At 69.7% G+C, this 26,784-nt stretch carries 34 protein-coding genes and 1 other RNA gene; 25 read left to right on the forward strand and 10 right to left on the reverse strand.

The window, feature by feature from the left end; genetic code table 11:
- Positions 1 to 7: 7 nt before the first annotated feature.
- Together FB381_RS08895 and FB381_RS08900 are read right to left on the reverse strand one after the other, a co-directional pair.
- The gene (locus tag FB381_RS08895) at positions 8 to 481 is read right to left on the reverse strand and encodes a hypothetical protein (RefSeq protein WP_141779953.1); all 474 of its coding nucleotides are present in this window, start codon (positions 479 to 481) and stop codon (positions 8 to 10) included.
- The gene (locus FB381_RS08900) at positions 472 to 1,041 is read right to left on the reverse strand and encodes an RNA polymerase sigma factor (protein ID WP_141779954.1); all 570 of its coding nucleotides are present in this window, start codon (positions 1,039 to 1,041) and stop codon (positions 472 to 474) included. The genes FB381_RS08895 and FB381_RS08900 overlap by 10 nt, the downstream gene beginning before the upstream one ends.
- Positions 1,042 to 1,217: 176 nt before the next feature.
- Here FB381_RS08900 and FB381_RS08905 point away from each other — a divergent pair, with 176 nt between their 5' ends.
- From FB381_RS08905 to FB381_RS08930, 6 genes are read left to right on the forward strand one after another with little or no spacing between them, the layout of a single operon-like run.
- A complete protein-coding gene (locus tag FB381_RS08905; RefSeq protein ID WP_141779955.1) occupies positions 1,218 to 1,694 on the forward strand; it encodes an Asp23/Gls24 family envelope stress response protein in 477 nt (158 codons plus the stop codon).
- Positions 1,695 to 1,696: 2 nt separating this feature from the next.
- A complete protein-coding gene (locus tag FB381_RS08910) occupies positions 1,697 to 2,029 on the forward strand; it encodes a hypothetical protein (protein WP_141779956.1) in 333 nt (110 codons plus the stop codon).
- Positions 2,030 to 2,059: 30 nt separating this feature from the next.
- Complete coding sequence (locus tag FB381_RS08915) at positions 2,060 to 2,236, forward strand: DUF2273 domain-containing protein (RefSeq protein WP_141779957.1); 177 nt, start codon at positions 2,060 to 2,062, stop codon at positions 2,234 to 2,236.
- Entirely contained in the window at positions 2,229 to 2,630 is a 402-nt protein-coding gene (locus tag FB381_RS08920) for an Asp23/Gls24 family envelope stress response protein (protein ID WP_170225100.1), read from the forward strand. The genes FB381_RS08915 and FB381_RS08920 overlap by 8 nt, the downstream gene beginning before the upstream one ends.
- On the forward strand, positions 2,627 to 3,223 hold the full coding sequence (locus tag FB381_RS08925; RefSeq protein WP_141779959.1) for a DUF6286 domain-containing protein: 597 nt from the start codon (positions 2,627 to 2,629) through the stop codon (positions 3,221 to 3,223). Before FB381_RS08920 ends, FB381_RS08925 begins: the two co-directional genes overlap by 4 nt.
- Positions 3,220 to 3,804 carry a hypothetical protein gene (locus tag FB381_RS08930; protein ID WP_141779960.1) on the forward strand — a complete coding sequence of 195 codons (585 nt, stop codon included), beginning with the start codon at positions 3,220 to 3,222 and terminating at the stop codon, positions 3,802 to 3,804. Before FB381_RS08925 ends, FB381_RS08930 begins: the two co-directional genes overlap by 4 nt.
- 77 nt (positions 3,805 to 3,881) lie before the next feature.
- On the opposite strand, the gene egtD is transcribed toward FB381_RS08930, so the two are convergent.
- Genes egtD through egtB form a run of 3 tightly spaced genes read right to left on the reverse strand, consistent with a single transcriptional unit; the run spans position 3,882 to position 6,603 of the window.
- On the reverse strand, positions 3,882 to 4,883 hold the full coding sequence (gene egtD / locus FB381_RS08935; RefSeq protein WP_141779961.1) for an L-histidine N(alpha)-methyltransferase: 1,002 nt from the start codon (positions 4,881 to 4,883) through the stop codon (positions 3,882 to 3,884).
- Positions 4,880 to 5,350 carry a hypothetical protein gene (locus tag FB381_RS08940; protein ID WP_141779962.1) on the reverse strand — a complete coding sequence of 157 codons (471 nt, stop codon included), beginning with the start codon at positions 5,348 to 5,350 and terminating at the stop codon, positions 4,880 to 4,882. Before FB381_RS08940 ends, egtD begins: the two co-directional genes overlap by 4 nt.
- A complete protein-coding gene (gene egtB, locus FB381_RS08945; protein WP_141779963.1) occupies positions 5,347 to 6,603 on the reverse strand; it encodes an ergothioneine biosynthesis protein EgtB in 1,257 nt (418 codons plus the stop codon). The genes FB381_RS08940 and egtB overlap by 4 nt, the downstream gene beginning before the upstream one ends.
- A gap of 304 nt (positions 6,604 to 6,907) precedes the next feature.
- Between egtB and FB381_RS08950 the strand changes: the two genes are divergently transcribed.
- From FB381_RS08950 to FB381_RS08980, 7 genes are read left to right on the forward strand one after another with little or no spacing between them, the layout of a single operon-like run.
- Complete coding sequence (locus FB381_RS08950) at positions 6,908 to 7,624, forward strand: SDR family oxidoreductase (protein WP_170225102.1); 717 nt, start codon at positions 6,908 to 6,910, stop codon at positions 7,622 to 7,624.
- Positions 7,625 to 7,660: 36 nt separating this feature from the next.
- Entirely contained in the window at positions 7,661 to 9,403 is a 1,743-nt protein-coding gene (locus FB381_RS08955; protein ID WP_141779965.1) for an FAD-dependent oxidoreductase, read from the forward strand.
- 27 nt (positions 9,404 to 9,430) lie between these two features.
- Complete coding sequence (locus tag FB381_RS08960) at positions 9,431 to 9,937, forward strand: DoxX family protein (protein ID WP_141779966.1); 507 nt, start codon at positions 9,431 to 9,433, stop codon at positions 9,935 to 9,937.
- Between the two features lie 23 nt (positions 9,938 to 9,960).
- Positions 9,961 to 10,395 carry a nuclear transport factor 2 family protein gene (locus FB381_RS08965; RefSeq protein ID WP_141779967.1) on the forward strand — a complete coding sequence of 145 codons (435 nt, stop codon included), beginning with the start codon at positions 9,961 to 9,963 and terminating at the stop codon, positions 10,393 to 10,395.
- The gene (locus FB381_RS08970) at positions 10,392 to 12,149 is read left to right on the forward strand and encodes an FAD-dependent monooxygenase (RefSeq protein ID WP_141779968.1); all 1,758 of its coding nucleotides are present in this window, start codon (positions 10,392 to 10,394) and stop codon (positions 12,147 to 12,149) included. The genes FB381_RS08965 and FB381_RS08970 overlap by 4 nt, the downstream gene beginning before the upstream one ends.
- A 30-nt stretch (positions 12,150 to 12,179) precedes the next feature.
- Positions 12,180 to 13,037, forward strand: a complete 858-nt coding sequence (locus FB381_RS08975) for a fumarylacetoacetate hydrolase family protein (RefSeq protein ID WP_141779969.1) — start codon at positions 12,180 to 12,182, stop codon at positions 13,035 to 13,037.
- Positions 13,034 to 13,954, forward strand: a complete 921-nt coding sequence (locus tag FB381_RS08980; RefSeq protein ID WP_141779970.1) for a VOC family protein — start codon at positions 13,034 to 13,036, stop codon at positions 13,952 to 13,954. The genes FB381_RS08975 and FB381_RS08980 overlap by 4 nt, the downstream gene beginning before the upstream one ends.
- Before the next feature lie 156 nt (positions 13,955 to 14,110).
- On the opposite strand, the gene FB381_RS08985 is transcribed toward FB381_RS08980, so the two are convergent.
- Complete coding sequence (locus FB381_RS08985) at positions 14,111 to 14,785, reverse strand: GntR family transcriptional regulator (protein ID WP_141779971.1); 675 nt, start codon at positions 14,783 to 14,785, stop codon at positions 14,111 to 14,113.
- Between the two features lie 227 nt (positions 14,786 to 15,012).
- Between FB381_RS08985 and FB381_RS08990 the strand changes: the two genes are divergently transcribed.
- Positions 15,013 to 15,501, forward strand: a complete 489-nt coding sequence (locus FB381_RS08990; protein ID WP_246088029.1) for an NADPH-dependent FMN reductase — start codon at positions 15,013 to 15,015, stop codon at positions 15,499 to 15,501.
- A 13-nt stretch (positions 15,502 to 15,514) separates the two neighbouring features.
- Here the strand turns inward: FB381_RS08990 and rnpB are convergent.
- An RNA gene (gene rnpB / locus FB381_RS08995) (RNase P RNA component class A) lies at positions 15,515 to 15,879 on the reverse strand.
- Between the two features lie 131 nt (positions 15,880 to 16,010).
- Here rnpB and FB381_RS09000 point away from each other — a divergent pair.
- From FB381_RS09000 to FB381_RS09010, 3 genes are all read left to right on the forward strand, one after another.
- A complete protein-coding gene (locus FB381_RS09000; protein ID WP_170225103.1) occupies positions 16,011 to 16,433 on the forward strand; it encodes a tetratricopeptide repeat protein in 423 nt (140 codons plus the stop codon).
- A 53-nt stretch (positions 16,434 to 16,486) separates the two neighbouring features.
- Positions 16,487 to 16,798, forward strand: a complete 312-nt coding sequence (locus tag FB381_RS09005) for a 4a-hydroxytetrahydrobiopterin dehydratase (RefSeq protein WP_141779974.1) — start codon at positions 16,487 to 16,489, stop codon at positions 16,796 to 16,798.
- Positions 16,799 to 16,875: 77 nt separating this feature from the next.
- Positions 16,876 to 17,085: a hypothetical protein gene (locus tag FB381_RS09010; RefSeq protein ID WP_141779975.1), complete on the forward strand. Its 210-nt coding sequence runs from the start codon at positions 16,876 to 16,878 to the stop codon at positions 17,083 to 17,085.
- Between the two features lie 13 nt (positions 17,086 to 17,098).
- On the opposite strand, the gene FB381_RS09015 is transcribed toward FB381_RS09010, so the two are convergent.
- Positions 17,099 to 18,316, reverse strand: a complete 1,218-nt coding sequence (locus FB381_RS09015) for a PQQ-dependent sugar dehydrogenase (protein WP_170225104.1) — start codon at positions 18,314 to 18,316, stop codon at positions 17,099 to 17,101.
- Positions 18,317 to 18,377: 61 nt separating this feature from the next.
- On the opposite strand from FB381_RS09015, the gene FB381_RS09020 reads away from it, so the two are divergent.
- Positions 18,378 to 19,028 (forward strand): ion channel, encoded by a 651-nt coding sequence (locus FB381_RS09020; RefSeq protein WP_141779977.1) that lies wholly within the window; start codon positions 18,378 to 18,380, stop codon positions 19,026 to 19,028.
- Between the two features lie 137 nt (positions 19,029 to 19,165).
- Positions 19,166 to 20,101, forward strand: a complete 936-nt coding sequence (locus FB381_RS09025; protein ID WP_141779978.1) for a hypothetical protein — start codon at positions 19,166 to 19,168, stop codon at positions 20,099 to 20,101.
- Positions 20,102 to 20,122: 21 nt separating this feature from the next.
- Here the strand turns inward: FB381_RS09025 and panB are convergent, their stop codons facing one another.
- Together panB and FB381_RS09035 are read right to left on the reverse strand one after the other, a co-directional pair.
- Positions 20,123 to 20,995 (reverse strand): 3-methyl-2-oxobutanoate hydroxymethyltransferase, encoded by an 873-nt coding sequence (gene panB, locus FB381_RS09030; RefSeq protein ID WP_141779979.1) that lies wholly within the window; start codon positions 20,993 to 20,995, stop codon positions 20,123 to 20,125.
- 95 nt (positions 20,996 to 21,090) lie between these two features.
- Positions 21,091 to 21,627, reverse strand: a complete 537-nt coding sequence (locus tag FB381_RS09035; protein WP_141779980.1) for a GNAT family N-acetyltransferase — start codon at positions 21,625 to 21,627, stop codon at positions 21,091 to 21,093.
- Between the two features lie 55 nt (positions 21,628 to 21,682).
- Here FB381_RS09035 and FB381_RS09040 point away from each other — a divergent pair, with 55 nt between their 5' ends.
- The 6 genes from FB381_RS09040 to FB381_RS09065 all read left to right on the forward strand — a co-directional run bounded on the left by FB381_RS09040 (position 21,683) and on the right by FB381_RS09065 (position 26,744).
- On the forward strand, positions 21,683 to 22,153 hold the full coding sequence (locus FB381_RS09040; protein ID WP_170225108.1) for a GNAT family N-acetyltransferase: 471 nt from the start codon (positions 21,683 to 21,685) through the stop codon (positions 22,151 to 22,153).
- A 25-nt stretch (positions 22,154 to 22,178) separates the two neighbouring features.
- Positions 22,179 to 24,203, forward strand: a complete 2,025-nt coding sequence (locus tag FB381_RS09045; RefSeq protein WP_141779982.1) for an NAD(+) synthase — start codon at positions 22,179 to 22,181, stop codon at positions 24,201 to 24,203.
- Between the two features lie 104 nt (positions 24,204 to 24,307).
- On the forward strand, positions 24,308 to 25,054 hold the full coding sequence (locus tag FB381_RS09050) for a MerR family transcriptional regulator (RefSeq protein ID WP_141779983.1): 747 nt from the start codon (positions 24,308 to 24,310) through the stop codon (positions 25,052 to 25,054).
- Between the two features lie 95 nt (positions 25,055 to 25,149).
- Positions 25,150 to 25,785, forward strand: coding sequence for a SatD family protein (locus tag FB381_RS09055; RefSeq protein ID WP_141779984.1), 636 nt, complete (start codon positions 25,150 to 25,152; stop codon positions 25,783 to 25,785).
- Entirely contained in the window at positions 25,782 to 26,543 is a 762-nt protein-coding gene (locus FB381_RS09060) for a hypothetical protein (protein WP_141779985.1), read from the forward strand. Before FB381_RS09055 ends, FB381_RS09060 begins: the two co-directional genes overlap by 4 nt.
- Before the next feature lie 9 nt (positions 26,544 to 26,552).
- The gene (locus tag FB381_RS09065; RefSeq protein WP_141779986.1) at positions 26,553 to 26,744 is read left to right on the forward strand and encodes a hypothetical protein; all 192 of its coding nucleotides are present in this window, start codon (positions 26,553 to 26,555) and stop codon (positions 26,742 to 26,744) included.
- Positions 26,745 to 26,784 lie beyond the last annotated feature (40 nt).

Genomic DNA, 26,784 nt, shown 5'->3' on the forward strand with positions numbered 1-26,784 from the left:
CGGGCGGTCAGGTCCGGTTCGGGTCGCCTCGGGTGACGTCGACGTAGTCGATCTCGATCGCGGCGAGGTCGATGCCCGGAGCCGGACCGAGAAGGTCCGTGACGAGCTCGAGGATCTGGGGCCGCAGGGTGTCGGCGAGCGGATGGAGCTCGACGCCGAACCTGGCGACGAGGCGGATCCTGATGCCGGCCAGGCGGGTGTCGTCGACGCGCAGCTCGATGGCCTCCGGTGCGTGCGTCGGGTGCTCCTGGAGCAGTCGACGCAGCGCCGCGGTGACCACGCGCGCCGAGACGTAGGTCTCGGATCCCTCCTCGTCGCGCGCCGACGTGCTCTGTTCGGCGAAGGTGAGGATCGGCTCGGACGGGACGACGACCGTGCGCACCCGCGACATGATCGAGCTGGCCAGGTCGACCCACCCGTCGGGCTCTTCGGCTCGGGCGGCGCGGATGGCGCGGCCGAGCGGGCTGGGATCTAGCGCCATCGGGCCATCCTCTCCGCGAGTGTGCGTCGTCCGCGGTAGAGGTGTCCGCGGACGGCGCCGATCGGCATGGCCAGGGCGATGGAGATCTCCTCGTAACTCATCTCTTCGACCTCCCGCAGCAGCCAGGTCGCCCTTTGATGCCACGGAAGCTCGTTCAATGCTAGCTGCAACGCTTCCAGGAGCTCGGCGTCGAGAACGGACTGCAACGGGTTGTCCCGCGCGGCCGGAGTGAGCGCGGACATCAGCCCGTCGTCGATGGGCGTCGCGCGTCGGTTGCGCTGCAGGTCGGCCGCGCGACGGTGCACGAGACGGATCAGCCACGTACGCAGCGACGAGCGGCCCGCGAAGCTCGACAGGCTTCGCCACGCCGAGACGAACGCCTCCTGCGTCGCTTCGGCAGCATCGGTGGAGTCGCCGACCAGGTGGAGGGCGTAGCGATACATGGCGGGGCCGTGGCGATCCACGATCTCCCTGAATGCTTCGTGGTCGCCCAGCCGCGCCGCTCGCACCAGCGCCTCATCGGTCGCCGACGGCTCAGATGACGCCTGCGATTCCGACATTGCCCCCGAGTTCCTCGTCTGCTGCCATGAGCGGGCAGCGTCCGGATATGAGAGTTCTACCATCCCCGCGCAAAGGGGTGTGATCCAGAACACACCAGAAAGCCTGTGACATATCGAGCCGACGCTGCGACTAACCAGCGTTAGAGCAACCGAACAGGATCAGGAAGGTTCTTCTCATGGCGCAGACGAAGTCAGGAAGCACGAGCTCGACGACCGAGGTGCAGCTGGACGGAGGCGGCTCGGGTGCGCTGGCGAGCGACTTCGGCCGCACGTCCATCGCCGACACCGTGGTCTCCAAGATCGCGGGGATCGCGGCTCGCGAGATCAGCGGCGTGCACGACCTCGGTGGCGGCACGGCGCGGGCGGCGGGAGCTCTCCGTGAGCGGATCCCGGGCTCGCGGACCAACCTCGGTCAGGGCGTGAGCGTCGAGGTGGGGGAGCGGCAGGCAGCGGCCGACCTCGACATCGTCGCCGAGTACGGCACCTCGATCCCCGACCTCGCGTCCGCGATCCGTCGCAACGTGAAGGCCTCGGTGGAGCGGATGACCGGCCTCGAGGTCACCGAGGTCAACATCACCGTGCACGACGTCTTCCTCGAGGACGACGCCCGCGACTCCGACTCCGACCCGGACGCCGCCCGGCGGGTGGAGTGACGGTGCCGGCCGACCCGGACCCGCAGGGAGCCGCCGCGGGCACGGAGCCGGAGGTGGTCGACGTGGTCGCCGCCGCCGTGCTCGCGGTGCCCGGCGTCCACGCGCTCCATGCCGGAGTCGCAGGGGAGGTGGCCACCTACCTTCCCGGGCGTCGGGTCAACGGGATCAGGGTGCGCGACTCCGGCTGCTCGATCCACGTGGTGCTCCTCTGGGGAGCACCCGTCCTCGACACCACCGAGGCGTTGCGGGACGCGGTGCGGCCGCTCGTGTCGGGCCCGGTGGACATCACGGTGGAGGACATCCTCCCGCCCAGCGCCGGCTCGGTTTCGGCCTGACCGCTCGACCTCTGAAGGAGAGAACACGTCATGACCAACTCGACACTAGGCCTGGTCGCCGGACTGTTGCTCACGATTGCGATCGTCACCGGCGGGCTCCTCGGCCTGCTCCTGGCCATCGTGCTCGGCGGCGCCGGCTACCTCATCGGTGGCCACGTGGACGGCGAGCGCGACCTCGGCAGCCTGCTGCGGGGACGCCGTGGTTGAGGCACCCGTACGCCCGACGCAGACGACCGACAACAGTGCTGATGAGGGTGCCGAAGGCCGAGGGACCCTCGACGTCCGCAACAAGGCGCTCCAGCACATCATCGAACGCGTGGTGCTGCAGGTGCCGGGCACGGTGACCCGTCACAGTGCGCTGGGCCGCATCACCGGCATGGCGTTGCCGAAGGCCGACATCACGACGGAGGGCCGATCCGCGGTGGTGAAGGTCGACGTCGCGATGGCCTGGCCGGGCAACATCTCCCAGGTCGCGACGGCAGCCCGCGACACCGTACGTCAGGAGGCGTTCCGCCTCTCCGGCATCCAGATCCGCAGCGTGGACGTCACCGTGCATGCCGTGGACCCTGCGACCGCCGAGGACACCAGGAGGGTCGAATGACCACGCACGCCGCTGAGGTCGAGAAGGTCGCCCTGCCCGCAGCGCCGCGCAGCCGGCCACGCCGCGCACCTCTCGCGGTCCCGACGGCCATCGTGCTCGCGCTGGTGCTGATCGGGCTCGCCGTGGTCGCGGTCCGTGACCTCGTGGTCGGTCAGGGGTGGGCCGCCGGCACGCCGGTCGTCTCCACCTCGATCGACGGTCTCGGCGGCGTACGCGCCTCCGTCGGGTTAGCGGTCGCAGGCGGGGTCCTCGCGATCGTCGGGGTGGTGCTGCTCTGGTTCGCGCTCAGGCCCGGGCGACGTACGCATCTGCGCGTCACCGGCGCACCCGACCTCTGGCTCTCGCCGGGGGCCGTCGCCGCGATCGCCCAGGAGACCGCCGACCGGCTCCCCGGAGTGGTCTCGGCCGAGTCGTCGCTGCGGGCTCGGCGTCGCGTCGTCGTCGACATCGTCGCCACGGCACCGCCGGCCGGATCCGAGGATCCTCAGGAGCGTGCCGCCGTGAGCGAGCGCGTACGTGCCGTGCTCGATGACGAGATCGGACGGCTGACCGGAGCCAGCATCAAGGTGCGAGCCACGGAGGTGCCCCGATGACGCCCCGTGTGATCAGGTTCGATCGTGTCGTGACCCTGCTGGTGGCCGTGCTGTTGGTGGTCGCGGGCCTGCTGCTCGTCGACTGGCACTATCGGTGGGTCCTCACGAGCTACCCGGCCGAGCTGTCGACCGACCCCGTGCGTGAGGTCGTGGCCGCGAGCTGGTTCCCCTGGGCGTTCGCTGCGGCGGGCATCCTCCTCGGGCTCCTCGGCCTGGTGTGGCTGCTGGCCCACCTGCGTCGTCGCGGCCCCTCGACGCTGCGGCTGCGGGCGAGCGACGAGACCGGTCGTGTCCAGGCCGATCTCCGCTCGATCGCCGACGCCGCCGCCGGCAGGCTCCAGCAGATGGCTGCTCTGACCGGCGTCACGGGCACGGTCGCCACCATCCGGTCGCGTCCGGTGATCCTGCTCCACGGTCGGATCGACCCCATCGCCTCGGCCGCCTCGATCGCCGACGCCGCCGAGATCTGCGCACGGGAGGTCGCCGCCGCGTTCCCCGACCAGCCGATCACCTGCCGCGTCCTGATCGACTCGCCGCGGCGCGGCAGGTCCCGGCAGCAGTCCCAGATGCGCGTGCGCTGACGGCCTCGATGCTCCTGATGGACGCGACCCCGAGCGGGGGCGGGGTCGCGTCTGCATCAGGAGCATCGAGGTGCCGCTCAGCGCTTGGCCAGCACCAGTGCGTACGCCTCGTCCGGATCGGTCCACCAGCGCGCGTCCCGGAAGCCGGCCTCGGTGAGCTCATCGGCGGCGCTGCTCCGACGGAACTTGCAGGACAGCTCGGTGAGGAGCTCCTCGCCGTCCTCGAAGTCGATGGTGAGGTCGAGCTCGCGCAGCTCCACGCGGGTGGACCTCTCGGCGACGAGTCGCATCTCGATCCGCTCCTCGTCGGTGTTCCAGCGTGCCAGGTGCCGGAACCCGTCGGGATCGAAGTCGGCGCGCAGGCTTCGGTTGAGCACGTGCAGCGCGTTCAGGTTGAACTCGGCGGTCACCCCGGCGGCATCGTCGTAGGCGGCGACCAGCTGCCCGGGGTCCTTGACCAGGTCCAGCCCGAGCAGCAGGCTCTCCCCGGGATCCATGGCGTCCGCGACCGACCGCAGGAACCGCTCGCGTCCGGGACGGTCGTAGTTGCCCAGCGTGCTGCCCAGCAGCGCGATCAGCCGACGTCCAGGAGCCGGCAGCTGGGCGAGATGCTGGTCGAAGTCGGCGACCACGCCGTTGAGGACGAGCCCCGGCCGCTCCTCGGCGAGCGCTTCCATCGCCTGGGTGAGTGCGCTCGAGCTGACATCGACCGGGACGTACGTCGTCAGCCGGCCGGCGTGGGTCAGCGCGTCGAGCAGCAGCCGGGTCTTCTCCGACGACCCGGACCCGAGCTCGAGGAGCACCTCGGCGCCGGCGAGCTCGGCGATCTCGCCGGCATGCTCTCTCAGCAGTGTGCGTTCGGTGCGGGTCGGGTAGTACTCCGGCAGTCGGGTGATCTCCTCGAACAGCTCCGAACCGCGCTGGTCGTAGAAGTACTTGGGTGGAAGCCACTTGGGCGACGCGCTCAAGCCGGTTCGTGCGTCCTCCTTCAGGCTCTGCCGGAGATCCTCGTCGGTCAACAGGCTGGTGAGCCGGCTCGGGACCGATGTGCTGGTCCGGCCGTTGGTGTCGAGACTCACGCGGGGTTCTCCTTCGGGAGGTGATGAGGTGTGTCGAGCCGCCACCAGGTGGGGCCACAGGGGCTGAAGACCCCGATGGTGCGCGGTGGGATCGGGGTGGTCGGAGCCTCCGCCGGCGGACGGTCGCTGACGACGTACTCCCAGGACGCCGGCTGGACCAGGTGGCTGCCCTGGTCGCCGCTGAGCAGGGCGAGGTCCTCCCCGTCGGTGAGGAGGACCGAGAAGCTGCCCACCTCGAGCTCGTTGGCGAGCTGGACCACGGCCGAGCCGACCGGCAGGTCGAGCTGCCGCGCCTTGTCGAGCACGAGGGTCCACGAGGCGTCGATGGTGCCGCTGACCGCGGCGGTCCATGAACCGAGGCGTAGCGGATCGGCGCAGTCGTCCTGCTGACAGGCCCACTCGGCGTGGGTCCTGGGCGGTCCGAGGATGCCGCGATGGGCGCACGTGGTCGCAGCCGACCAGGTCACGCACGACGCCCGTCGTCGGCGAGCCGGAGACCGGTGATCGGCCACCGCGCGCTCGGCGGGAAGAAGTTGCGGTAGGAGGCTCGCGTGTGTCCCGGCGGGGTGAGTGCGCAGCCGCCGCGGAGCACCATCTGGCCCGACATGAACTTTCCGTTGTACTCACCGATCGCGCCGGCAGCGGGGTGGAAGCCGGGATAGGGGAGGTAGGCCGAGGACGTCCACTCCCAGCAGTCGCCGAAGAGCTGTCGCAGCCCACCGGTCGCCAGGCCCGCCGCGCGCGGGTGGAAGCTGTCCCGGTCGGCGAGGTTGCCGCTCACCTCGTAGGTGCGGGCAGCGTGCTCCCACTCGGCCTCGGTCGGGAGGCGTTTGCCGGCCCAGGTGGCGTAGGCGTCGGCTTCGTAGTGGCTCAGGTGGCAGACCGGCAGCCCGTGGTCGAGGGGTGTGGTGCCGTGCAGGGTGTGCTCGAACCACACCCCGTCGGCCTCGCGCCAGTAGAAGGGCGCCTCCCAGCCCTCGGCGTTGACCCGCGACCACCCGTCCGAGAGCCACAGCTCGGGGCGGCGGTAGCCGCCGTCGGCGATGAACTCCAGCCACTCGCCGTTGGTGACCAACCGGTCGGCCAGCCGGTACGGCTCCAGCCACTGCTGGTGCCGCGGCAGCTCGTTGTCGAAGCTGAACCCACCGCCCTCGGACCCGATCTCGACCAGGCCACCGTCGAAGTCCACCCAGCCCAGGCGGTCGGTGCCATCACCCGCGACCGGCCGCCCGGCGTACGTCGGTTGCAGCGGGTTGAGCGAGAGCACGTGCTTGATGTCCATCAGCAGCAGCTCCTGGTGCTGCTGCTCGTGGTGGAAGCCGAGCTCGATCGTCGGGGCGAGCTTGGCGAAGGCGCCGCCGTCGAGCCCGTCGATCAGATCCCGCACCCGGTCATCGACGTTGCGCCGGTAGTCACCGACCTCGTACGCACCAGGACGGCTGATCACGCCACGCATCGGGCGCGCGTACCGCGGCCCGATCTGCTCGTAGTAGCTGTTGAAGAGGAACCAGTACTGGTCCTGGAACGGTGTGAAGCCGGCCTCGTGCTCGGCCAGCACGAAGGTCTCGAAGAACCAGGTCACGTGGGCCCGATGCCACTTGGTGGGTGAGACATCCGGCATCGACTGGACGGTCTGGTCCTCGGGCGAGAGGGGTTCGGCGAGTTGTTCGGTGTAGGCACGGACTTCGTCGAAGCGGACGATCGCGGTGGTCGTGTCCATACGACCTACTCTGCCGGATCGCACAACCGGCGGTGCACCTATTTGTGGTCGGTCTGGACCGGATCCGACGGCCCAGGTCCCGGCAGGCGTGGGACTCGCGCGGGGATGGGCAGATGCGAGGCAGGACAAGGTCGTTCCGGTCGACGGTCACCGCGAGGCAGAAGGGCGTCGGTCGCGCCGTGGACGGCGCCGGCTGACTCGCGCGGCAATCATTGCGAACATTCAGGTTTATTCGAATATCTCTTGTATGTTCGATTCAGCGGTGATTGACTGTGCCGTACGTCACAACGAGGAGGTGGGACTGATGTCCGAGGCAAATCGGCATGTCGTGGTGATCGGCGGCACCCAAGGACTGGGGCTGGAGATCGCGCGATCAGTCGTCGGGCGGGGAGACCGTGCCACCGTGGCCGGTCGTCACGCCGATGTCGCTGAACAGGCGGCGAAGGAGCTGGGTGACCTCGCTGCGTACGCGGTGTGCGATCTGACCGACTGGTCGTCGCTCGAGAGATTCTTCGAGTCGATGGGGCCGATCGATCATCTGGTGCTCGCTGCCCTCGACCGCGACAACAACGACATCAGGGAGTTCCGCCCCGACGACAGTCAGCGCACCTCGGTGATGAAGAACGTCGGCTATGCCACGGCGGTGCACTACGCCCTGCCGAAGCTCACGCCCGAGGGCTCAGTACTCATGTTCAGCGGCCTGTCCATGTGGCGGCCGTTCCCCGGGTCGACCACGATCTCGATGGCCAACGCCGGCGTGGTCGGCCTCGCCAACTCGCTGGCCGTCCAGATCGCGCCCGTCCGCGTCAACGTGATCACCCCGGGCGTCGTCGCCGGCACCCAGGCCGTCGACAACGCCGACCAGGTGCGGGCCGACGCGTACGAAGTCGCCCGCCAGCGCACGCCCGGCAAGCGACTTCCGCACACCCAAGACATCGTCGACGCGTCGCTCGCGCTGCTCGACAACCCCGGCATCAACGGTGCCAACCTCGTCGTCGACGCGGGCATGCACCTCATCTGATCACGACCTGATCGCGCACCCGAAGGAAGAACAGCCATGCGTATCGAGGAGACCGACGTACTCGTCGTCGGAGCCGGCCCCGCCGGCCTGACTGCCACGGCACTGCTCGCTCGGGAGGGCGTCGCCGCGGTCACCGTGGACAAGTACGCCGACATCGCGCACACCCCGCGTGCGCACATCACCAACCAGCGGGCCATGGAGGTCTTCCGAGATCTCGGCATCGAGGACCGCGTGCTCGAGCGTGCGCTGGTCGCGGAAGGGATGGGCACCAACGTCTGGGCGACCAGCGTCGCCGGGCGCGAGCTCGCCCGCATGTACGCCTGGGGCAGCGGCCCCGACCGCAGGTCCGACTACGACAACGCCAGTCCGTGCGCGATGTGCAACATCGGCCAGCACGACCTCGAGCCGGTGCTTCGCGACCGCGCGCTCGAGCTGGGCGCGGACCTGCGGTTCTCCCAGGAGCTGGTCGACATCACCCAGGACGACGTCCGGGTCGAGGCGACGGTCCTCGAGCGGGAGACCGGTGAGACCTACCTGCTGCGGGCGAAGTACGTCGTCGCCGCTGACGGTGGCCGCAGCCTGGTGGCCCACAAGCTCGAGTTCGACTTCGAGGGCGAGACCGGCCTGGGAGCGGCGGTCAACGTCTGGCTCGAGGCCGACCTCGAGAAGTACCGCAAGGACCGCCCCGGGGCGCTGTTCTTCACGATCCAGCCCGGCCGGGACTTCTGGCTCGGCGCCGGCACCTTCATCACGGTCCGGCCGTGGAACGAGTGGGTGCTGATCATCGTCTACAACCCGGAGACCGAGCAGCTCGACCTCTCCGAGGAGGCCCTGACCCTGCGCGCCCGCAAGGTGATCGGCGACCCCGACGTCGACATCCGGATCAAGAACGTCTCGCAGTGGCAGCTCAACCACGTCGTCGCGCGAAGCTACCGCAAGGGCCGGGTCTTCATCGCCGGCGACGCCGCGCACCGGCACCCGCCCGCCAACGGGCTCGGCAGCAACACCTCGGTCCAGGACGCCTACAACCTCGCCTGGAAGCTGGCCCACGTGGTGCGCGGCCAGGCCGGTGACGGGCTCCTCGACAGCTACGACGCCGAGCGTCAGCCGGTCGGCAAGCAGGTGGTCGACCGGGCGCTGCAGAGCGTCGGCGCCTTCGGCCAGATCCCGTCGATCTTCGGCGTCACCGAGGGGCAGACCGACGAGGAGGGCTGGGCCGAGCTCGACGGTTTCTTCTCCGACACCGAGAGCGGTCGCGCCCGCCGGCAGCGGCTGACCGAGGTGCTGGCGGAGAACGAGTATCACTTCAACGCTCACGGCGTGGAGCTCGGGCAGCGGTACGCATCGGGGGCGGTGGTCAGCGACGGTCCGCCACCGGCGTACACCCGCGACCCGCAGCTCTACTACCACCCGACGACCTACCCCGGGGCCTACCTTCCGCACGAGTGGGTGGTGCGGGACGGGCAGCGGGTCTCCACGCTCGACCTGGCCGGCGAGGGCCGGTTCACCCTCATCACGGGGACCGGTGGCCAGCACTGGACCGACGCGGCCGCGAAGGTCGGCGCCGAGCTCGGTGTGGACATCCAGACCGTCGCCATCGGGCGCGGTCAGGAGGTCGACGACGCGTACGGCGCCTGGTCGGCGGCCTCCGAGATCGACGACCACGGCGCACTGCTGGTCCGCCCGGACCGCTATGTCGCCTGGCGCTGCAGCAGTCACGACGGGGATCCGACCGCCACGCTGCGTGCCGTGCTCACCTCGGTCCTCGACCGCACCTGACCACCTGATTCCTGAGGAGGAAGAACCATGGACCTCGGACTGCTGCTGCTCCGACTCGTCGTCGGCGGGCTGATCTTCGGCCACGGCGCCCAGAAGGGGTTCGGACTGTTCGGCGGGATGGGACCTGCCGGCACCGCGCCGATCTTCGAGAGCTGGGGCCTGCGCCCCGGAAAGCCGCTCGTGCTGATCGCGGCGACGTGCGAGCTCGTCGGCAGCACGCTGCTGATCCTCGGGCTCGGCACGCCGCTGGGGGCGGCGATGGCCATGGGCACCTTGATCGTCGCCGCCTCGGTCAACGCCGGCAACGGCCTGTGGGCCGTCAAGGGTGGCTACGAGCTGCCCCTGCTCTACGCCGTCACGGCCGGCAGCTTCGCCTTCATCGGCCCAGGCCGCTACTCGATCGACCACCTGATCGGGCTGACCGACGCGTACGGCGTCGTCTCGGGTGCCATCGCCGTGGCCGCTGCCGTCGTGTCGGCCGCCGCCTTCGTCGCTCGGGCCCGCCACACACGTACCCACGCAGTCGCCGCGTGAACCCAACTGCCCAGGAGAGGATCATGACCACAACCACCGCAGAGTCCGACGTCGACCGCAAGGCGATCGCGCTGGAATACCTCAAGCGCCTCGACCGCGGCGAGGACTTCTTCGACCTGTTCGACGAGAACGTCCAGTTCTACTATCCCAAGTGGGGCCTGGCCGACGGCCTGGACGCGATGAAGGAGGCGTTCGGCGGGATCGCCTCGATCATCGGCGGCATCAAGCACGACTACGCCTACCTCAACTACGTGGTGAACGGTGACACCGTCGTGGTCGAGGGGACCTCGTCGGGGAAGGCCGCCGACGGCACCGAGTTCCGCGCCGGCGTCACCCACGCCGGACGCTGGTGCGACGTGTTCGAGATCCGGGGCGGCAAGATCCACCGGCTCTTCGTCTACCTCGACCCCGACTACGCCGGTGCCGACACCGAGCGCTACCCCTGGCTGCGGTCATGAGCACCGACGCACCGACCATCGAGACCGACGTCCTCGTCGTCGGCGCCGGGCCGGCCGGACTGACCCTGGCCGCGCTGCTCGCAGCCGAGGGGGTCGACGCGATCACCGTCACCCGCTACCCCGGGACGGCCCACTCGCCTCGCGCCCACATCACCAACCAGCGCACGATGGAGGTCTTCCGCGACCTGGGCATCGAGGACGACGTACGCGCCGTGGCCACGCCCAACGAGCTGATGGGCAACAACGTGTGGGCCACGAGCTTCGCCGACAAGGAGATCGCCCGGCTGCTCACCTGGGGGAGCGGCGACGAGCGGCGTACCGACTACGATCTGGCCAGCCCGAGCGCGATGTGCAACATCCCCCAGCACATCCTCGAGCCGGTGCTGCACCGGGCCGCCGCCGATCGCGGCGCCGACCTGCGGTTCTCGACCGAGCTCGTCGCGATCGGCCAGGACGACGACGGCGTCACCGCCACCGTCCGACACCGCGACACCGGTGCCGAACAGACCATCCGGGCGAAGTACGCCGTCGGCGCCGACGGTGGCCGATCCACGGTCGCCGAGGAGCTCGGCTTCGAGATGGACGGCGAGATGGGTCTCGGCGCGGCGGTCAACGTCTGGCTCGAGGCGGACCTGACGGCGTACACAGCGCACCGGCCGGGCACGCTCTACTGGATGTGCCAGCCCGGCAACGACTACTGGGTCGGTTCGGGCACCTGGATCTGTGTGAAGCCGTGGACCGAGTGGGTCATGCTCTTCATGTACGACCCGAGCCAGGGCGAGCCCGACCTCTCCGAGGAGGCCGTCGTCGCCCGCGCACGCACCACCATCGGAGATCCCGACGTGCCGATCACCATCAAGAACATCAGCAAGTGGCAGATCAACCACGTGGTCGCGCGCAGCTATCAGCAGGGCCGGGTGTTCCTGGCCGGTGACGCCGCGCACCGGCACCCGCCGGCCAACGGCCTGGGCACCAACACGTCGATCCAGGACTCGTTCAACCTCGGCTGGAAGCTCGCCCACGTGCTGCAGGGCAAGGCCGGTCCCGAGCTGCTCGACACCTACGACACCGAGCGCCGACCGGTCGGCAAGCAGGTCGTCGACCGCGCCATGCAGAGCGTGCGCGACATGCTGCCCATCTCCCAGGCGCTCGGGTTCGCGCCCGAGCAGACCGCCGAGGACGGCTGGCGCGCGCTCGACGAGCTCTTCGCGCCCGGTGCCGACGGGGAGGAGCGGCGGCGATCCCTCGACGCCGCGGTGGCGCTGCAGAACTACCAGTTCAACTGCCACGGCGTGGAGCTCGACCAGCGGTACGCCTCGGCCGCCGTCACCGACGACGGCACACCCTGGCCGGCGCCTGAGCGCGACCCCGAGCTCTACCACCACCCCACCACCCACCCCGGCGCGCGGCTCCCGCACGCCTGGCTCGAGCACGACGGCGCAACCGTCTCTACGCTCGACCTGGTCGGACACGGCCGGTTCACGGTGCTGACCGGCATCGGCGGCGAACCGTGGGCCGACGCCGCGGCGAAGGCCGCGGCCGACCTCGGCGTCGCTGTCGACGTACGTGTGCTCGGCCACCACTGCGAGCACGACGACGTGCTCGCCCGATGGGTCACCCTGCGTGAGATCGATGACACCGGCGCCCTGCTCGTACGGCCCGACCACCACATCGCGTGGCGTGCCCCGCGACTCGCGGACGACCCGGCAGCCGACCTGACCGCTGCGCTGCGTACCGCGCTTCGACACGCCTGATCCGTCAGGCTCTACCGAGAGGAACCATTCATGCGACTGGCCAACATCAACGGACGCGCGGTGCTCGTCACCACAGACTCCACCGCGGTCGACGTCCACGATCACAGCGACGGGAAGTTCGGCCCGTCCCTGCGCGCGGTCTACGACGACTGGGACGCCTTCCAGGCCTGGGCTGCGGACCGCGCCCCGGAGGGCGGCACCGCGTTCGCGCCCGCCGACCTCGGTGCACCCTCGCCCGAGCCGCGACAGATCTTCGCCATCGGGCTCAACTACTCCGACCACGCGGCCGAGTCGGGCTTCGAGGCGCCGACGGACCTCCCGCCGGTCTTCCCGAAGTACCTGAGCAGCCTGACCGGCCCCTGCACCGACGTCGTGCTGCCGCCGAACGGCAACACCGACTGGGAGGTCGAGCTCGTCGTCGTCATCGGCCGCGAGGCCCACCAGGTCGACGAGGCCGACGCCTGGAACCACGTCGCCGGGCTCACCGTCGGCAACGACATCTCCGAGCGCGTCGTCCAGCTGCGCGGTCCGGCCCCGCAGTTCGGTCTCGGCAAGTCGTTCCCCGGTTTCTCGCCGACCGGTCCGTGGCTGGTCAGCCCCGACGAGGTCGAGGACCGCGACGACCTGCGGCTGACCACGGTCCTCGACGGCGAGGTCCTGCAGGACGGACGTACGTCGCAGCTGATCTTCCCCGTGTCCAGGCTGATCGCCGAGCTGTCGCGGGTCGTCACCCTCTATCCCGGCGACCTGATCTTCACCGGGACGCCAGCCGGCGTAGGTGTCGGCCGTGACCCGAAACGATTCGTGTCCGCCGGTCAGACGATGGTCAGCACGATCGAAGGCGTGGGCGAGCTGCGCCAGCGCTTCGTGGAGGGGGTGTCGTCATGAGTCTGCACCGGCTCAGCCATGTCGTGATCGGCGTCCCGAACGTCGACGAGACGGAGGCCTACTACACCGACTTCGGGCTCGCGCACGGCGGCGACGGCGCCTTCAGCACGCGAGACGGCGGCCGTCAGCTGCGCCTGGTCCCGCGCCCGCAGCGTCAGCTGGTCGAGCTCGGCATCGCCGCCGACGACACCGACGACCTGGCCCGCATCGCCGCGTCGCTGGCGAAGCTCGGCGTCACCTCGGACCTCGACGGAGACGCGTTGACGGCCCAGGAGCCCGTCGCAGGCTTCACCGTACGGATCCGCGTTCTTCCGCGGCTGCAGCAGGAGCCGTCGCCGCCCACGCCCTACAACGGGCCGGGGCGGTTGGAGCGCACCGGCCGGGCGCCCGGGATCGTACGTGAGGAGCGAGTCCGGCCCCGCCGGCTCGGCCACGCGGTCGCCGGGACCACCGACCTGGCCGCGACGACCCGGTTCATGGTCGAGGGACTCGGGTTCAAGGTCTCCGACCAGATCGGCGACAAGGGCGCGTTCCTGCGCTGCTCGACCGACCACCACAACTTCCTCGCGCTACAGGCACCGGTGAACTACCTGCACCACACCAGCTGGCAGGTCGATGACGTCGACGACGTCGGCAGGGGAGCGTTCGCGATGCTGGAGAAGGATCCGGACCGGCACGTCTGGGGGCTCGGCCGGCACCACGCGGGCTCCAACTTCTTCTGGTATCTCAAGGACCCGGCAGGGAACTTCTCGGAGTACTTCTCCGACATGGACTGCATCCCCGAGGACGAGATCTGGGAGCCGGAGGTCCTCGAGGGTGCGAAGGGCCTGTTCAACTGGGGCCCTCCGCCTCCACCGTCCTTCCTCAACCCCGAGGACCTCGCGGGTCTGATGACCGGCGCTCACAGCAAGGCCTGACCGCCCGGCCGGCCACCTACCCGGCCTGCGTGGTCCGTCGGTGCCGGTCAGCAGGGGACCGGTGCCGGCGTGCGGATCGGCCGGCGTGTCGAGCATCGGCCCCGTGCCTGGCCCGCCTTGGTCAGCACGCAGCTGACAACGGTCGGCGGGCCGGGCTCATTGAGCGCGCAGCCCGGCCTCCAGGATGTCGGTGGTGTGCTGATAGTGGGCGGTGAGCGCTTCGACGGCCGCGTCTGTGTCGCGGGCCAGGGCGGCTTCCATGAGTCGACGATGCTCGCCTGCGACGTCGCGGCCAGGCTCGCGCGGCTGGGACCAGCGCCGATAGAGCTCGCTTGCGTCGCGCAGACCGACCGTCATGCAGACGAGCCGAGGGCTGTCGCAGCCCGCGATCAGAGCCGCGTGGAAGGCTGCGTGAGCCCGTTCCCATTCGTCGGCGAGGCGTTCGGGGCCACCCGTGTCCGTCGTCATCGCGGTGCGCTCGAGCCGGTGGTGTGCGGCAACCAGGTCCGACTCCCACTCGACCCCGCCTTGCTCGATGGCATAGCGCAGTGCCAGCGTCTCGATATCGATGCGAGTCCTGGTGAGATCACGGAGGTCCGCCACTGTCAGTGGCATCACCCGGAACCCGATGTTGGGCTCCGAGACGACCAGACCCTGTTCGGCCAGCCGGGTCAACGCCTCGCGGACCACGCTCACGCTGGCGTCGTACCGCTCGCACAGCGGCGTGAACTTGAGTCGTTCTCCGGGTGCGTAGATGCCTGCCAAGAGCTCGGCGCGCAGCTGAGCATGGACCGTGTCGGTGTTGGCTCGAGCGCGGGCGGTCGTTGTCATATACGCATCGTAGCAAAATCTGTCGTTCTTTCAGGAATATTCGAATATTATGAAATGTTCGCGTATATGTCGGATCGTGACCGGGTCCGGGTCGCTGAAAGCGACCTACGGGTGGTCCCGGGTCACAGCGCTGAGCAATGGAGCAACGGAGGTCTGGCATGTCCTTGATCAGGATCGTGGTCGGCAGCACCCGACCAGTGAGGGTGGGGGACCAGGTGGCACACGCCGTGGGACTGCTTCTGGAGGAGGTGACCGGGGCGACGACCGAGATCGTGGACCTGCGTGACCTCGACCTGCCTCTGCTCGACGAGCCGAAGATGCCGGCCCTCGGCGGCTATGTCCACGAACACACCAAGCGCTGGAGCGCCTTGGTCGACGAGTCCGACGCGATCGTGCTCGTCACGCCGCAGTACAACGGTGGTTACCCCGCGCCGCTGAAGAACGCGATCGACTATCTCTATCGCGAATGGCACGGAAAGCCGATGCTGGTGGTCAGCTACGGCGGTCGAGGGGGTGGCATGGCCGCCGCGCAGCTGGTCGGCGTGCTGGGCGTGGTGGGTGCGGACCTGGTGACGGATCCGGTGCAGATCACCCTGCGCCGGGCCAGCTATGGGGTGGACGGTCGTCTCGTCGCACCCGAGGCAGACATCGAGACGGTTGCCTCCGAGCTGCAAGCGGCGGGGGAAGCCCTCGCCAAGGAGCTGCGTGCCCGCTGAGCTGCTGCGAGTGCGGACGGGCTGGCCTGTAAGCCGGGTTCTGTAGTCGGCGACCATCCATCTCGGACCATCGTTGCCGATGGCCTCCAGCAACCTACCCGCGCACTCGGGCGGACCGCCCTCTCGGTGGGTTAGCACCGTCGTACGCTGTCTGGTCTTGCTCCGGGTGGGGTTTACCTAGCTCCTCGTGTCACCACGAGGACTGGTGGGCTCTTACCCCACCGTTTCACCCTTACCGCTACCTGGAAGGCAGCGGCGGTCTGTTCTCTGTGGCACTGTCCCGCGGGTCACCCCGGGTGGCCGTTAGCCACCACCCTGTCCTGTGGAGCCCGGACTTTCCTCGACGTATCTCTACGACGCGATCGCCCGGCCAGCCCGTCCGCATCCAAAAGTCTAGTCTTCGGCGGCTCGATACGGACATCCGCACCTCCGGCAGGTCACAATGGTTCTCCCGGGGCGGTCGCCGTTGGAATACCGCCGAGGGGTATCGCGTTCGAAGGGGTGTGATGATGGAGAAGGACGAGTTCGAGTACGCAGCCCCGGCTGTCATCTTCCCGGGACAGACCGCCCACGAGTCGGCCTACCGTACGGCCCACGACCTGCTCTCGCGGCGCTTCCCGGTGGAGGCGCTGGAGCTCCTGGAGCCGGCGCTGGCCGAGGACCCCGACAACATCGGGCTGCGCACCATGCGCGCGTGGGCCTACATGCTGCGGGCACAGCTCACCAAGGCAGAGACCGAGCTGCGCTGGCTCGTCGGGCAGGACCCGAGCGACGCCTGGAGCCAGCACTCCCTCGGCCGGGTGCTCGAGCGTCAGGACCGTCTCGAGGACGCTCTCGGCCCGCTGCGTCTGGCCGCCGTGATGAGCGACGACTACGACCACCAGGCCGCGGTCTACCGCGTCAGCAACCGGATCTCGCAGCGCTCGGAATGAGCTCGGCGAAGTCCCGCGTGACGGGACCTGCGCGGCGGTGGCAGGCTGGGGGCATGGAACCTGACACCACCACCCTCACCGCCGAGCAGGTCGCCCAGGAGCAGCTGGCCGGCTGGTCCTTCGATGACTCGGGCGACGCCGACAGCATCGTCGCCAGGGTGGAGACCGGTGACTTCGTCACCGGCCTTGCCCTGGTCAACGCGATCGGGGAGAAGGCCGAGGAGGCCAACCACCACCCCGACATCGACCTGCGCTACCCCTACGTCGAGATCAGGCTCAGCAGCCATGACGCCGGTGGCGTGACCAGCCGTGACGTCGCGCTCGCGAAGGTGATCAACGGCCTCTCCGCCGAGTCTGCCCTCTGAACCAGCCCGACACGGACGGCGCGGCCGCTCGACGGAGTAGACCACATCCGGGCGGCCGCGCAGGTAGGTTGGATGCCATGAGCGACGAGCACGCGGGCGAGTACTACTACTGCCTCATCCACAAGACCGTCGAGTCCTACGAGGGCTGCAAGGCCAAGGACCGTCTCGGGCCCTACTCCTCCCATGCCGAGGCTGCCCGGGCCCTCGACAAGGTCGAGGAGAACAACGAGCGCTGGGACAAGGAAGACAGGGCCTGGGAGGGCGACGCCGGCATCGAGGACAAGTAGTCCTCAACCGGTCTCAGCGCGGGATGACCCGCAGCAGCTGATCCTCGCCGCCGCCGTTGTCGGTGGTGACGAGCAGGTCGCCGTCCTCGGCCAGCGAGACCGTACGCAGCCGCCCGTAGTCCCGCAGGGCCTCGGGGGCGCGGTCGTCGGTGAGCCTGCCGGACCCGGCGAACGACAGCACCCGCAGCTCGGTCGCCTTCAGCACCGCGACCGCGAGCGCACCGCCGTAGGCGCCCCATCGCTCCTGCAGCGGGATGAACGTGCCGCCACCGGTGGCGACGGTCGGGTCGCCGGAGTCCCACCTCGCCTCGATCTGCTTGCCGGGCAGATCCTGGTCGGTCATCGGCACCGACTCGTCGTAGCCCGGACCCGGGTTGTAGCCGTAGTCGCCACCGAGGATGATCTCGTTGACCTCGTCGTCGCGGTCGGTGCCGTGCTCGATCGCCCAGATCGTGCCGTCGGCGCGCTCGGCGAGGCCCTGCACGTTGCGGTGGCCGAACGAGGTGATGTAGCGCCGCGGGCCGTCGTCGCCCGCCCACGGGTTGCCCGGCCAGGGCTTGCCGGTCTCCGGGTCGAGCCGAAGCGTCTTGCCACCGAGGGAGTCGAGGCTTCGCGGGTTCTTCTCGGTGGCGGCGTCGCCGGTGCCGACCCACAGCGCGCCGTCCGCGCTGATCAGCAGCCGGCAGCCGCCGTGACGACCCGAGCTGGTCGGCAGGCCGTCGATCAGGGTGCGCTCCTGGGTGGCGCGGGTGAGCCCCTGGTCGAGGGTCCAGGAGATGACGCGTACGTCCTGGCCGTCGTTCCAGCCCTGGCAGGTGTAGATGCGCCGGGTCTCGGCGAAGTCGGGGTCGACCTCGAGACCCATCAGGCCGGTCTCCCCGGAGACCCAGATCTTGTTGTCCTCCAGCGGGATCTCGCGGCGCTCGCCGTCCTCGACCAGCGCCAGCACCGCTCGTTCGCGCTCGGTGAGCAGAAACCGGTCGTCGCCGATGTCGACGACGTCCCACGGATGGTCGAGCCCGTCGCTCAACACCTCGACGTCGAGCTCCGGGACGCGGCCGGAGGTGGGCAGCACGGCCGACGACTCCGACGGCGGCGCGCTCGAGGTCGCGCTCACCGAACCCGACGGGTTCAGCGGCGGGGGAGTGGTGGCCGGAGAGGATTCACCTGCGCACGCCGAGGTCAGGAGCCCGAGGACGACCACGGCGGCAAGGGCTGTGGCAGCGCGCATGGTGTCGACGCTACTGGGCATTACCTCATCTGACACCGGCTACGCCCTAAGGTGTGCGCTTATGGCGAACGTGATCAGGGCGATGCGCAACCACCCGTGCGGCGTCCTTCTCGTCGGACAGCTGGTGGCGATCCTGGCCTACCCGTTCCTCGACAGCTCGACCGCGGGGCGCGCCGTGCTCGGTGTGCTCCAGCTCGTGCTCCTGCTCGCTGCCGTCGCGGCCGTACGCATGACCCCGGCGTTCACCTGGGCAGCGCTGCTCTTCGGCGGACCGGCGACGATCTTCGCGGTGTGGGAGTCGGTCGCGCCCGGCGAGGGCTGGGTCGTGCTCGCCTCGGCGTTCTTCCACGTGCCGTTCTATCTCTTCGTCTCCTACGCGATGATCCGCTACCTGTTCCACGACGACGTCGTGACCCGCGACGAGCTCTTCGCGACCGGTGCGGCGTTCACCGTCGTGGCCTGGGCCTTCGCCTATCTCTACGCCGCCGTCCAGGTCATCTGGCCCGGCTCCTTCGGAGACCACCGGCAGTGGTTCGACCTCCTCTTCCTCTCGTTCACGACGCTCACCTCGGTCGGCCTCTCCGACATCGTCCCGGTGCTCCCCAACGCCCGCTCGATCGTGATGGTCGAGCAGGTCGCCGGCGTCTTCTACGTCGCCCTCGTCGTCGCCCGCCTGGTCGGCATCGCCGCCGCCCGGGCGCGTCGCAGCTGACGGCCCGCAGAAGTGGTCACTAGGGGCTCGGTCCAGCGCGTCGACCGAGCCCCTAGTGACCACTTGTCGCAGGCAGGTTATCCACAACCCGCGGGAATGCGGTGGTGGCGGCGTCCGCACGGATGCACCGTGGGGGCATGGGGAGAGTGACGGAGCGCCGTGGTCCGCGGATGCGGAGCGGGCGGTGGGTGAGGCTTGGTGCCGGGGTGCGGCTGCCGGCGAACCTCGGCGAGGAGGAGCCGGCCTGGGCACGGATGCGAGCCTGGGCGGAGCGGCTTCCCGACGGCACGATCTTCACCGGAACGACGGCTGCGGAGGCGTACGGGCTCTGGCTGCGGCCGGACCGGCCGGACCGGCCGGTCGAGATCTCCGTGCCGAGCGGGGTCAGGGTGCGCCGGCCACAGATCGACGTCACTCGCCATCGGTTGCCGCCGCACAGCCACGGCGTCGACGGGGTGCGGATCGCCACTGTTGCCGAGACCGTGCTTGCGGCCGCTCGGCGCCTGAGCCTGCTGGATCTGGTCGTGCTGATCGATGGCGTGCTCCACGAGCAGGCCTGTACCCGCGAGCACCTGGAGCAGCTGACGCGAGGTCGTCGAGGCGGGCCGCGGCTGAGGGAGGCGCTCGCCCTGGCTGACGGCAGGTCGGAGTCGCCGTGGGAGTCGCTGCTGCGGGTGCTGCACCTGGTGTGCGGCGTGCCCGTGGAGCCTCAGGCGGAGCTGTTCGACGAGACGGGCGGCTTCGTGGCCCGAGCCGACCTGTTGATCATCGGCACCAGAACGCTGCAGGAGTACGACGGCGCGGTGCACCGCGACCGCGCCCAGTACGCGCGCGACCGGCGCCGCGACTCACGTCTGGGAGGGGCGCGCTACGTACGTCATGGCTACGTCGCGCCGGACGTTCGCTTCCGTGCCGCGATGATCCTGCGCGAAGCCGACGAAGCGCTCGGTCGCCCCTACGATCCGACCCGCCTGGATGCCTGGTACGCCCTGTGGCGGGGCTCCCTGTGGGAGCGGGCCCCGCGAAGCAGTCAAGATGGGCCCGGCGCGGAGCCGGCGTACGGCCCACACTGACCACTTCGCGGAGGCAGAACCTCAGAAGGTGTGCTCGGGCGCGGGGAAGGTGGAGCCCTTGACGTCGGAGACGTACGCCTCGGCGCCTTCGGAGAGCACCGACTTGAGGTCGGCGTACTGCTTGACGAACCGGGCCATCTTGCCGTCGCGCATGCCGAAGGCGTCCTGCCAGACCAGCACCTGGCCGTCGCAGTCGGGGCCGGCGCCGATGCCGATCGTGGGGATGTCGAGCTCCTTGGTGATCTGCGCGGCGACGTCGCCGGGCACCATCTCCATGACCACCGCGAAGGCACCCGCCTCCTGGACGGCCTTGGCGTCGGCGATGATCCGGTCGGAGGTCTCGCCGCGGCCCTGCACGCGGTAGCCGCCGAGCACGTGCTCGGACTGCGGGGTGAAGCCGATGTGGGCGATGACCGGCACGCCGCCCTCGGTCAGCTTCTTGATCACCGGGGCCATCTCGGCGCCGCCCTCGAGCTTCACGCAGTGCGCGCCGGCCTCCTTCATGAACCGCACCGCGGTCAGGTAGCCCTGCTCGGGCGAGGCCTGGTAGGAGCCGAACGGCAGGTCGCCGACGACCATCGCCCGCTTCGCGCTGCGCGAGACCGCGCGGGTCAGCGGCAGCAGCTCGTCGACGGTGACCGGTAGAGAGGTCTCGTTGCCGAGCACGTTGTTGGAGGCCGAGTCACCCACGAGCAGCAGGTCGACCCCGGCCTCGTCGAAGATCTGGGCGGAATACATGTCGTAGGAGGTCAGCATCGTGATCTTGTCGCCACGCTGCTTCATCTCGCGAAGATGATGCGTGCGGACCTTGCGTACGGGCTTGGCCGGCGCGCCGGCGGCGGGACCGGAGCCGTAGGGCGCGGTCTCCTCGGCAGAGGTGTTCGTGCTCATCATCGAGCCTTTCTGGTGTCATCTCGCAGCTCCCTGATGGAGTCCACGGACTGCTACCAGCCTAAGTCGAGAAGAGGGGGTGCGCGCTGTGGCCGTCGTCACAGCCGGTCGAAAGGAGCGGCATAACGGAACGGACCCCGAAGACTCGAGTCGTACGCCGCCAGCGGCCGAGCCTGGAAGTAGTCGCCCCACGCCGGATCCGGCGCCTCGATCCCGATCGAAGCGGCAGGCACGAAGCCGAACCGCCCGTAGTAGTCGGGCGAGCCGAGCAGCACGACGACCGGCTCGCCGAGGCCGTCGGCGGCGTCGAGCACCGCATGCATCAGCGCCGAGCCGACCCCGGAACGCTGATGATCGGGGGAGACGCTGACCGGCCCGAGCCCGAGCGCAGACCGCCCGGCGAGCTCGCCCCGGGTCGCCACGACATGGCCGATGACCTGCCCGTCGACCTCGGCGACCAGCGAGAGCTCCGGGATCCAGCCCGGGTCCTCACGCAGCCACCCCACCAGGGTCGCCTCGCCGGGCACCCCGTCGGGCTCGACCGGCGGAGCGGAGTGCTCCACGCCGGAGAAGGCGGCGGCGGTGACCGCCCGGATGTCGGCCACGTCCTCGAGTCGTTCGCGTCTGATGATCATCGACGACAGGCTAAACCGAACGACATCGGCGGCGCGCCTGGTTATCGTCGCGGCCATGCAGGTTCGAGAAGCGACGAAGCACGACCTGGACGCTGTCATCCACGTCGGCGTGACGACCTGGCGTGCGACCTACCCGCCGTTCGCCGGCGAGGCGTACGTCGAGGAAGGCATCGCCAAGTGGTGGTCTCCCGAGGCGGTTCTCCCCGGCATCGAGAACCGACGGGTGCTGGTCGCCGAAGACGACGGCGCAGTCGTCGCGATGGCTGCCTACACGCTCTTCGAGGACCACCTGATGCTCTGGAAGCTCTACGTGCTCCCCGAAGTCCAGGGATCCGGTGCGGGTCGCGCGCTGATGACCGAGGTGATCGACCGCGCCGGCGACCTCCCCGTACGCCTCACCCATCTCGTCGGCAACGACCGTGCCCACGCCGTCTACGAGCGGCTCGGCTTCGCCACCACCGGAAAGGTCGCCGGCTGGGCCGACGGTCCTGGCGAGATCGCGATGGAGCGGCCTGCCCGCACCTGACGCCTGGACCCATAGACTCGGCGACGTGGACTTCTACTCCGCCTACTCCCATGGCTTCGCACGGGTCGCGGCGTGCACCATCCCGGTCTCGGTCGCCGACCCGGCGGCCAACGCGCGCGAGGTGATCGCGCAGGCGCGCGAGTGCAGCGAGGAAGGGGTGGCGGTCGCGGTCTTCCCCGAGCTGTGTCTCTCGGGCTACTCGATCGACGACCTCGTGCTGCAGCGCACCCTGCTCGACGCCGTGCAGGCCGCGATCAGCGCGATCGTGGTGGCCTCCGAGACGCTGCTGCCGATGATCGTCGTCGGCGCGCCGCTGCGCCACGGCGACCGGGTGCTCAACACCGCGGTCGTCATCCACGGCGGCGAGGTGCTGGGCGTGGTGCCGAAGACCTACCTGCCGACCTACCGCGAGTTCTACGAGAAGCGCTGGTACGCCTCGGGCGACGGTGCCGAGGGCACGATCATGCTCGGCGGTGAGGAGGTGCCGCTCAGCAACGAGCTGCTCTTCCGGTGCACCGACGTCAAGGATCTCGTCGTCCACGTCGAGATCTGCGAAGACATGTGGGTGCCGGTGCCGCCGAGCGCCAAGGCCGCGCTGGCCGGCGCGACCGTGCTGCTCAACCTCTCGGCCAGCCCGATCACGGTGGGCCGCTCCGACTCGCGCCGCCTCCTGGTCCAGTCGGCCTCGGCCCGGTGCAACGCGGCGTACGTCTACACCGCTGCCGGGCCGGGCGAGTCGACCACCGACCTGTCCTGGGACGGCCAGACGATGGCCTACGAGCTCGGCGAGCTGCTGGGGGAGACCGAGCGGTTCCCCGACGGGCCGCGGCGCACCGTGGTCGACGTCGACCTGGAGCGGATCCGGGCCGAGCGCATCCGGCAGGGCACCTTCGACGACAACCGGCGCGCCGTCGGCACCTACCATTCCGAGATCGAGTTCGAGCTCGCACCGCCGCTGGTCGGCGACGGTCTGCGGCGCAAGGTCGACCGGTTCCCGTTCGTGCCCGACGACCCCGACAAGCTCGCCCTGGAGTGCTACGAGGCCTACAACATCCAGGTCTCCGGCCTGGAGAAGCGGCTGCAGTCCATCGGCCCGGACACCAAGATCGTCATCGGTGTCTCCGGCGGTCTCGACTCCACCCATGCGCTGATCGTCGCCGCCAAGGCGCTCGACCGCCTCGGTCGCCCGCACAGCGACATCCTGGCGTTCACGATGCCCGGTTTCGCCACCTCCGACGACACCAGGTCCAACGCGATCCAGCTGATGGAGGCGCTCGGCACGACCCACGAGACGCTCGACATCCGCCCCACCGCGACCCAGATGCTCAAGGAGATCGGCCACCCGGCCGGCGACGGCGAGCCGGTCTACGACGTGACGTTCGAGAACGTCCAGGCGGGGCTGCGTACGGACTTCCTCTTCCGCATCGCCAACCAGCGCGGCGGCATCGTGCTCGGCACCGGCGACCTCTCCGAGCTCGCGCTCGGCTGGGCGACCTACGGCGTCGGCGACCAGATGTCGCACTACAACGTCAACGCGGGCGTGCCGAAGACCCTGATCCAGCACCTGATCCGCTGGGTGATCACGACCGAGCAGTTCGACGGCGCCGCCGACGAGGTGCTCCAGGAGATCCTCGACCAGGAGATCTCGCCCGAGCTCGTGCCGGGGGAGGAGATGCAGTCGACGGAGCAGAAGATCGGTCCGTACGCCCTGCAGGACTTCACCCTCTTCCACACCGTGCGCAACGGCTTCTCGCCCTCGAAGATCGCCTTCCTGGCGTGGAACGCCTGGCACGATCTCGAGGCCGGCGAGTGGCCGCCGGGGTTCCCGGAGGACAAGCGGACGGCGTATGAGATGAAGGAGATCCGAGCCTGGCTCGAGGTCTTCGTGAAGCGCTTCTTCGCCAACCAGTTCAAGCGCTCGGCGCTGCCCAACGGTCCGAAGGTCCACAACGGCGGCACCATGTCGCCCCGCGGCGACTGGCGGATGCCGTCGGACGCCTCGGCCGCCGCCTGGCTTGCCGAGATCGAGGCGCGGGTTCCTGTGGAGTAGTTGACCGTCACACGGTGTCAGACAGTGGAGTGATGGCGTCATGTTGAGTATCGGAGCCCTGCTGAATAGGCACAGTGCCCGCTTCGTCGTCGGGGTGGCGATGCATGCTGAGGCATTACGACTCCCTCGGTCTGCTCTCGCCATCCCGCGTCGACCCGCACAGCGGCTACCGGTTCTACGAGCCGGCGCTGCTGGCCCGGGCCGACGCCCTGGTCGCGTTCCGGTCGCTCGGCTTCTCGCTCGAGGAGGTCGGCGACCTGCTCGACGAGGGCCGTACGCCGGCCGAGCTGGCCACGCTGCTGCACCGGCGCCGCGACGAGCTGCGCTCGCAGATCGAGGCCGACGGCCGGCGCCTCGGCGAGGTGGAGCGACGTCTTCGACTTCTGGAAGGAGATGCCATGTCCACCCTCACCTACACCGAGAAGCCGCTCGCGGCCCTCACCCTCACCCAGCTGACCGACCGCGTCGACGAGATCGCCGAGGTCGGCCAGCGCGTCGGGCCGCTCTTCGGTCGCGTCTACGGCGCCTTCGCCGCCGCGGGGATCGAGCCGGCCGGTCCGGCGATCGGCTGGTACGACGCCGTCGGCGACGGGATGACCTTCGGCGCCGGCGCCGACCTCGGCGGCAAGCCCGTCGACGGTCTCGAGGTCGGCCGGCTGACGGCGCACGACCGGGCGGTCACCGCCGTCTATCGTGGCCCGATGACTCGGATCGGCGAGGCCTGGCAGGAGCTGTCCCGCCATGTCACCGACGCGGGCCTCGAATTCGCCGGCCCGTGCCGGGAGATCTATCTGGAGATGCCCGAGGACCCGGACGGCTGGGTCACCGAGCTGCAGCAACCGGTGAGGTAGCGAGGGATGTGCGACCGGATGTGAAGGCGATGGCTTCATAGCGCCCTAGTGAAGGTATTACCTTCATATCACGAAAATGAAGGTATGATCTTCATGTGAAATCCCTAGCGACCGTGATCGGCGACCTCGTGGGCTCGCGCGTCACCTCTGACCGCGCGAAGGTCCACGAGGCGTTCGCCGAGACCATCGAGGAGATCAACCGGGAGCGGCAGCCGGCCACTCCGCTGCGGATCACGGTCGGCGACGAGTATCAGGGCGCCTTCGAGACCGTCGGCGCCGCGATCCAGGCCGCGTTCCGGCTGCGGATCGCGCTCGACCCCGTCGTCGGCGTACGCCACGGCATCGGCTGGGGCGCGACCCGGCTGCTCCGCGAGGATCCCCGGGTCGAGGACGGTCCGAGCTGGTGGGCGGCGCGCGCGGCGATCGAGGCCGCGGAGAAGGCGGAGAACAAGGCGGCCACGCGCAGCGTACGCACGTGGTATCAGATCGCCGAGGAGGCCGACGGGCCGGCGCCGGCAGCGATCAACGCCGCGCTGGTCTCGCGCGACGAGCTCTTCTTCCGGCTCGACCCGGTCTCGGTGTCGGTGCTTTCTGGCATGCTCTCCGACATGTCTCAGAAGGCCATCGCCGCCGAGGTCGACATCAGCCCGTCCGCGGTCTCGCAGCGCGTGCGCCGCGACGGTCTGGCGGCGATCGTGCAGGCCGACGAGCTGTTGGGGGCTGTTCGATGAGCTGGATCGCCCTGCTGCTGATCGGGGTGGGCACGGTCGACTTCGCCCATGCGCTGATCGACCCGATCAAGCAGATCCGCTGGGTGCCCGAGGCGGTCGGTGCTGCGGCGTTGGTCGTCTTCGGCCTGCTCGCCGCGCTCTTCGGGCGTGACCTGGTCGCGGTCGTCGTGGTCGCCGTGATCGTGGTGCTCTGGGGCTTCCTGGCCCACCCGCCGCAGGGGTCCGGCAGGGCGTCTCGCTCCGGTGCCCCGCTGGCGCTGCTCAGCGGCGCGATCTTCGTCGGGGTGCTGCTGGCCCCGATGGCGGGCGACGTCGCCGGCCCGGTCGCGGCCTGGGCCGAGGAGGCGCCATGGGCCTGGGTGGCGGCTGCGCGACCCGAGGCGGTGCTGCTCGCGTTCGGTGGTCTGCTGGTGCAGGTCTCGACCGGCAATGTCGTCGTGCAGCTGGTGCTCGATGTCGCCAAGGTGGCCAACCCGCTCGACGGGCTCGCGGGCAACAACCTCAAGGGCGGCCGGCTCCTGGGGCCGCTCGAGCGGCTGACGATCTTCGGGCTCGGCCTGACCGGCAGCATCGCCGCGGCCGGCCTGGTGGTCGCGGCCAAGGGTCTGATCCGCTGGCCCGAGCTGCAGTCGTTCCGCAGCGACAACCGGGAAGGCGGCGACGGTCCGAGCATCAACGACGTCACCGAATACTTCCTGGTCGGCAGCTTCGTCTCCTGGATGACCGCGCTGGTCACCCTCGCACTGGTCATCACATAGATTGCGGGCATGAGTGTGGGCAAGGCGCTGAGCCTTCTGATGGCCGTGGTGCTCCTCGTGGCAGGTGGCGCGCTGGCGCTGACCGGCATGGGATACCTCGGCGGAGGCGGCACGAGCACCTCATGGTCGATCATCGGCGCGGCCCTGGCGGGCTTCGGTGTGGCGCTCGCGATCTCGTCGTTCCGGGGTCCCCGCGGCTGAGCCTGGCCACGCTTCGGCGCGGAGACTTCGGCTGTAACGC

This window comes from Nocardioides albertanoniae, from assembly GCF_006716315.1.
Taxonomy (GTDB): domain Bacteria; phylum Actinomycetota; class Actinomycetes; order Propionibacteriales; family Nocardioidaceae; genus Nocardioides; species Nocardioides albertanoniae.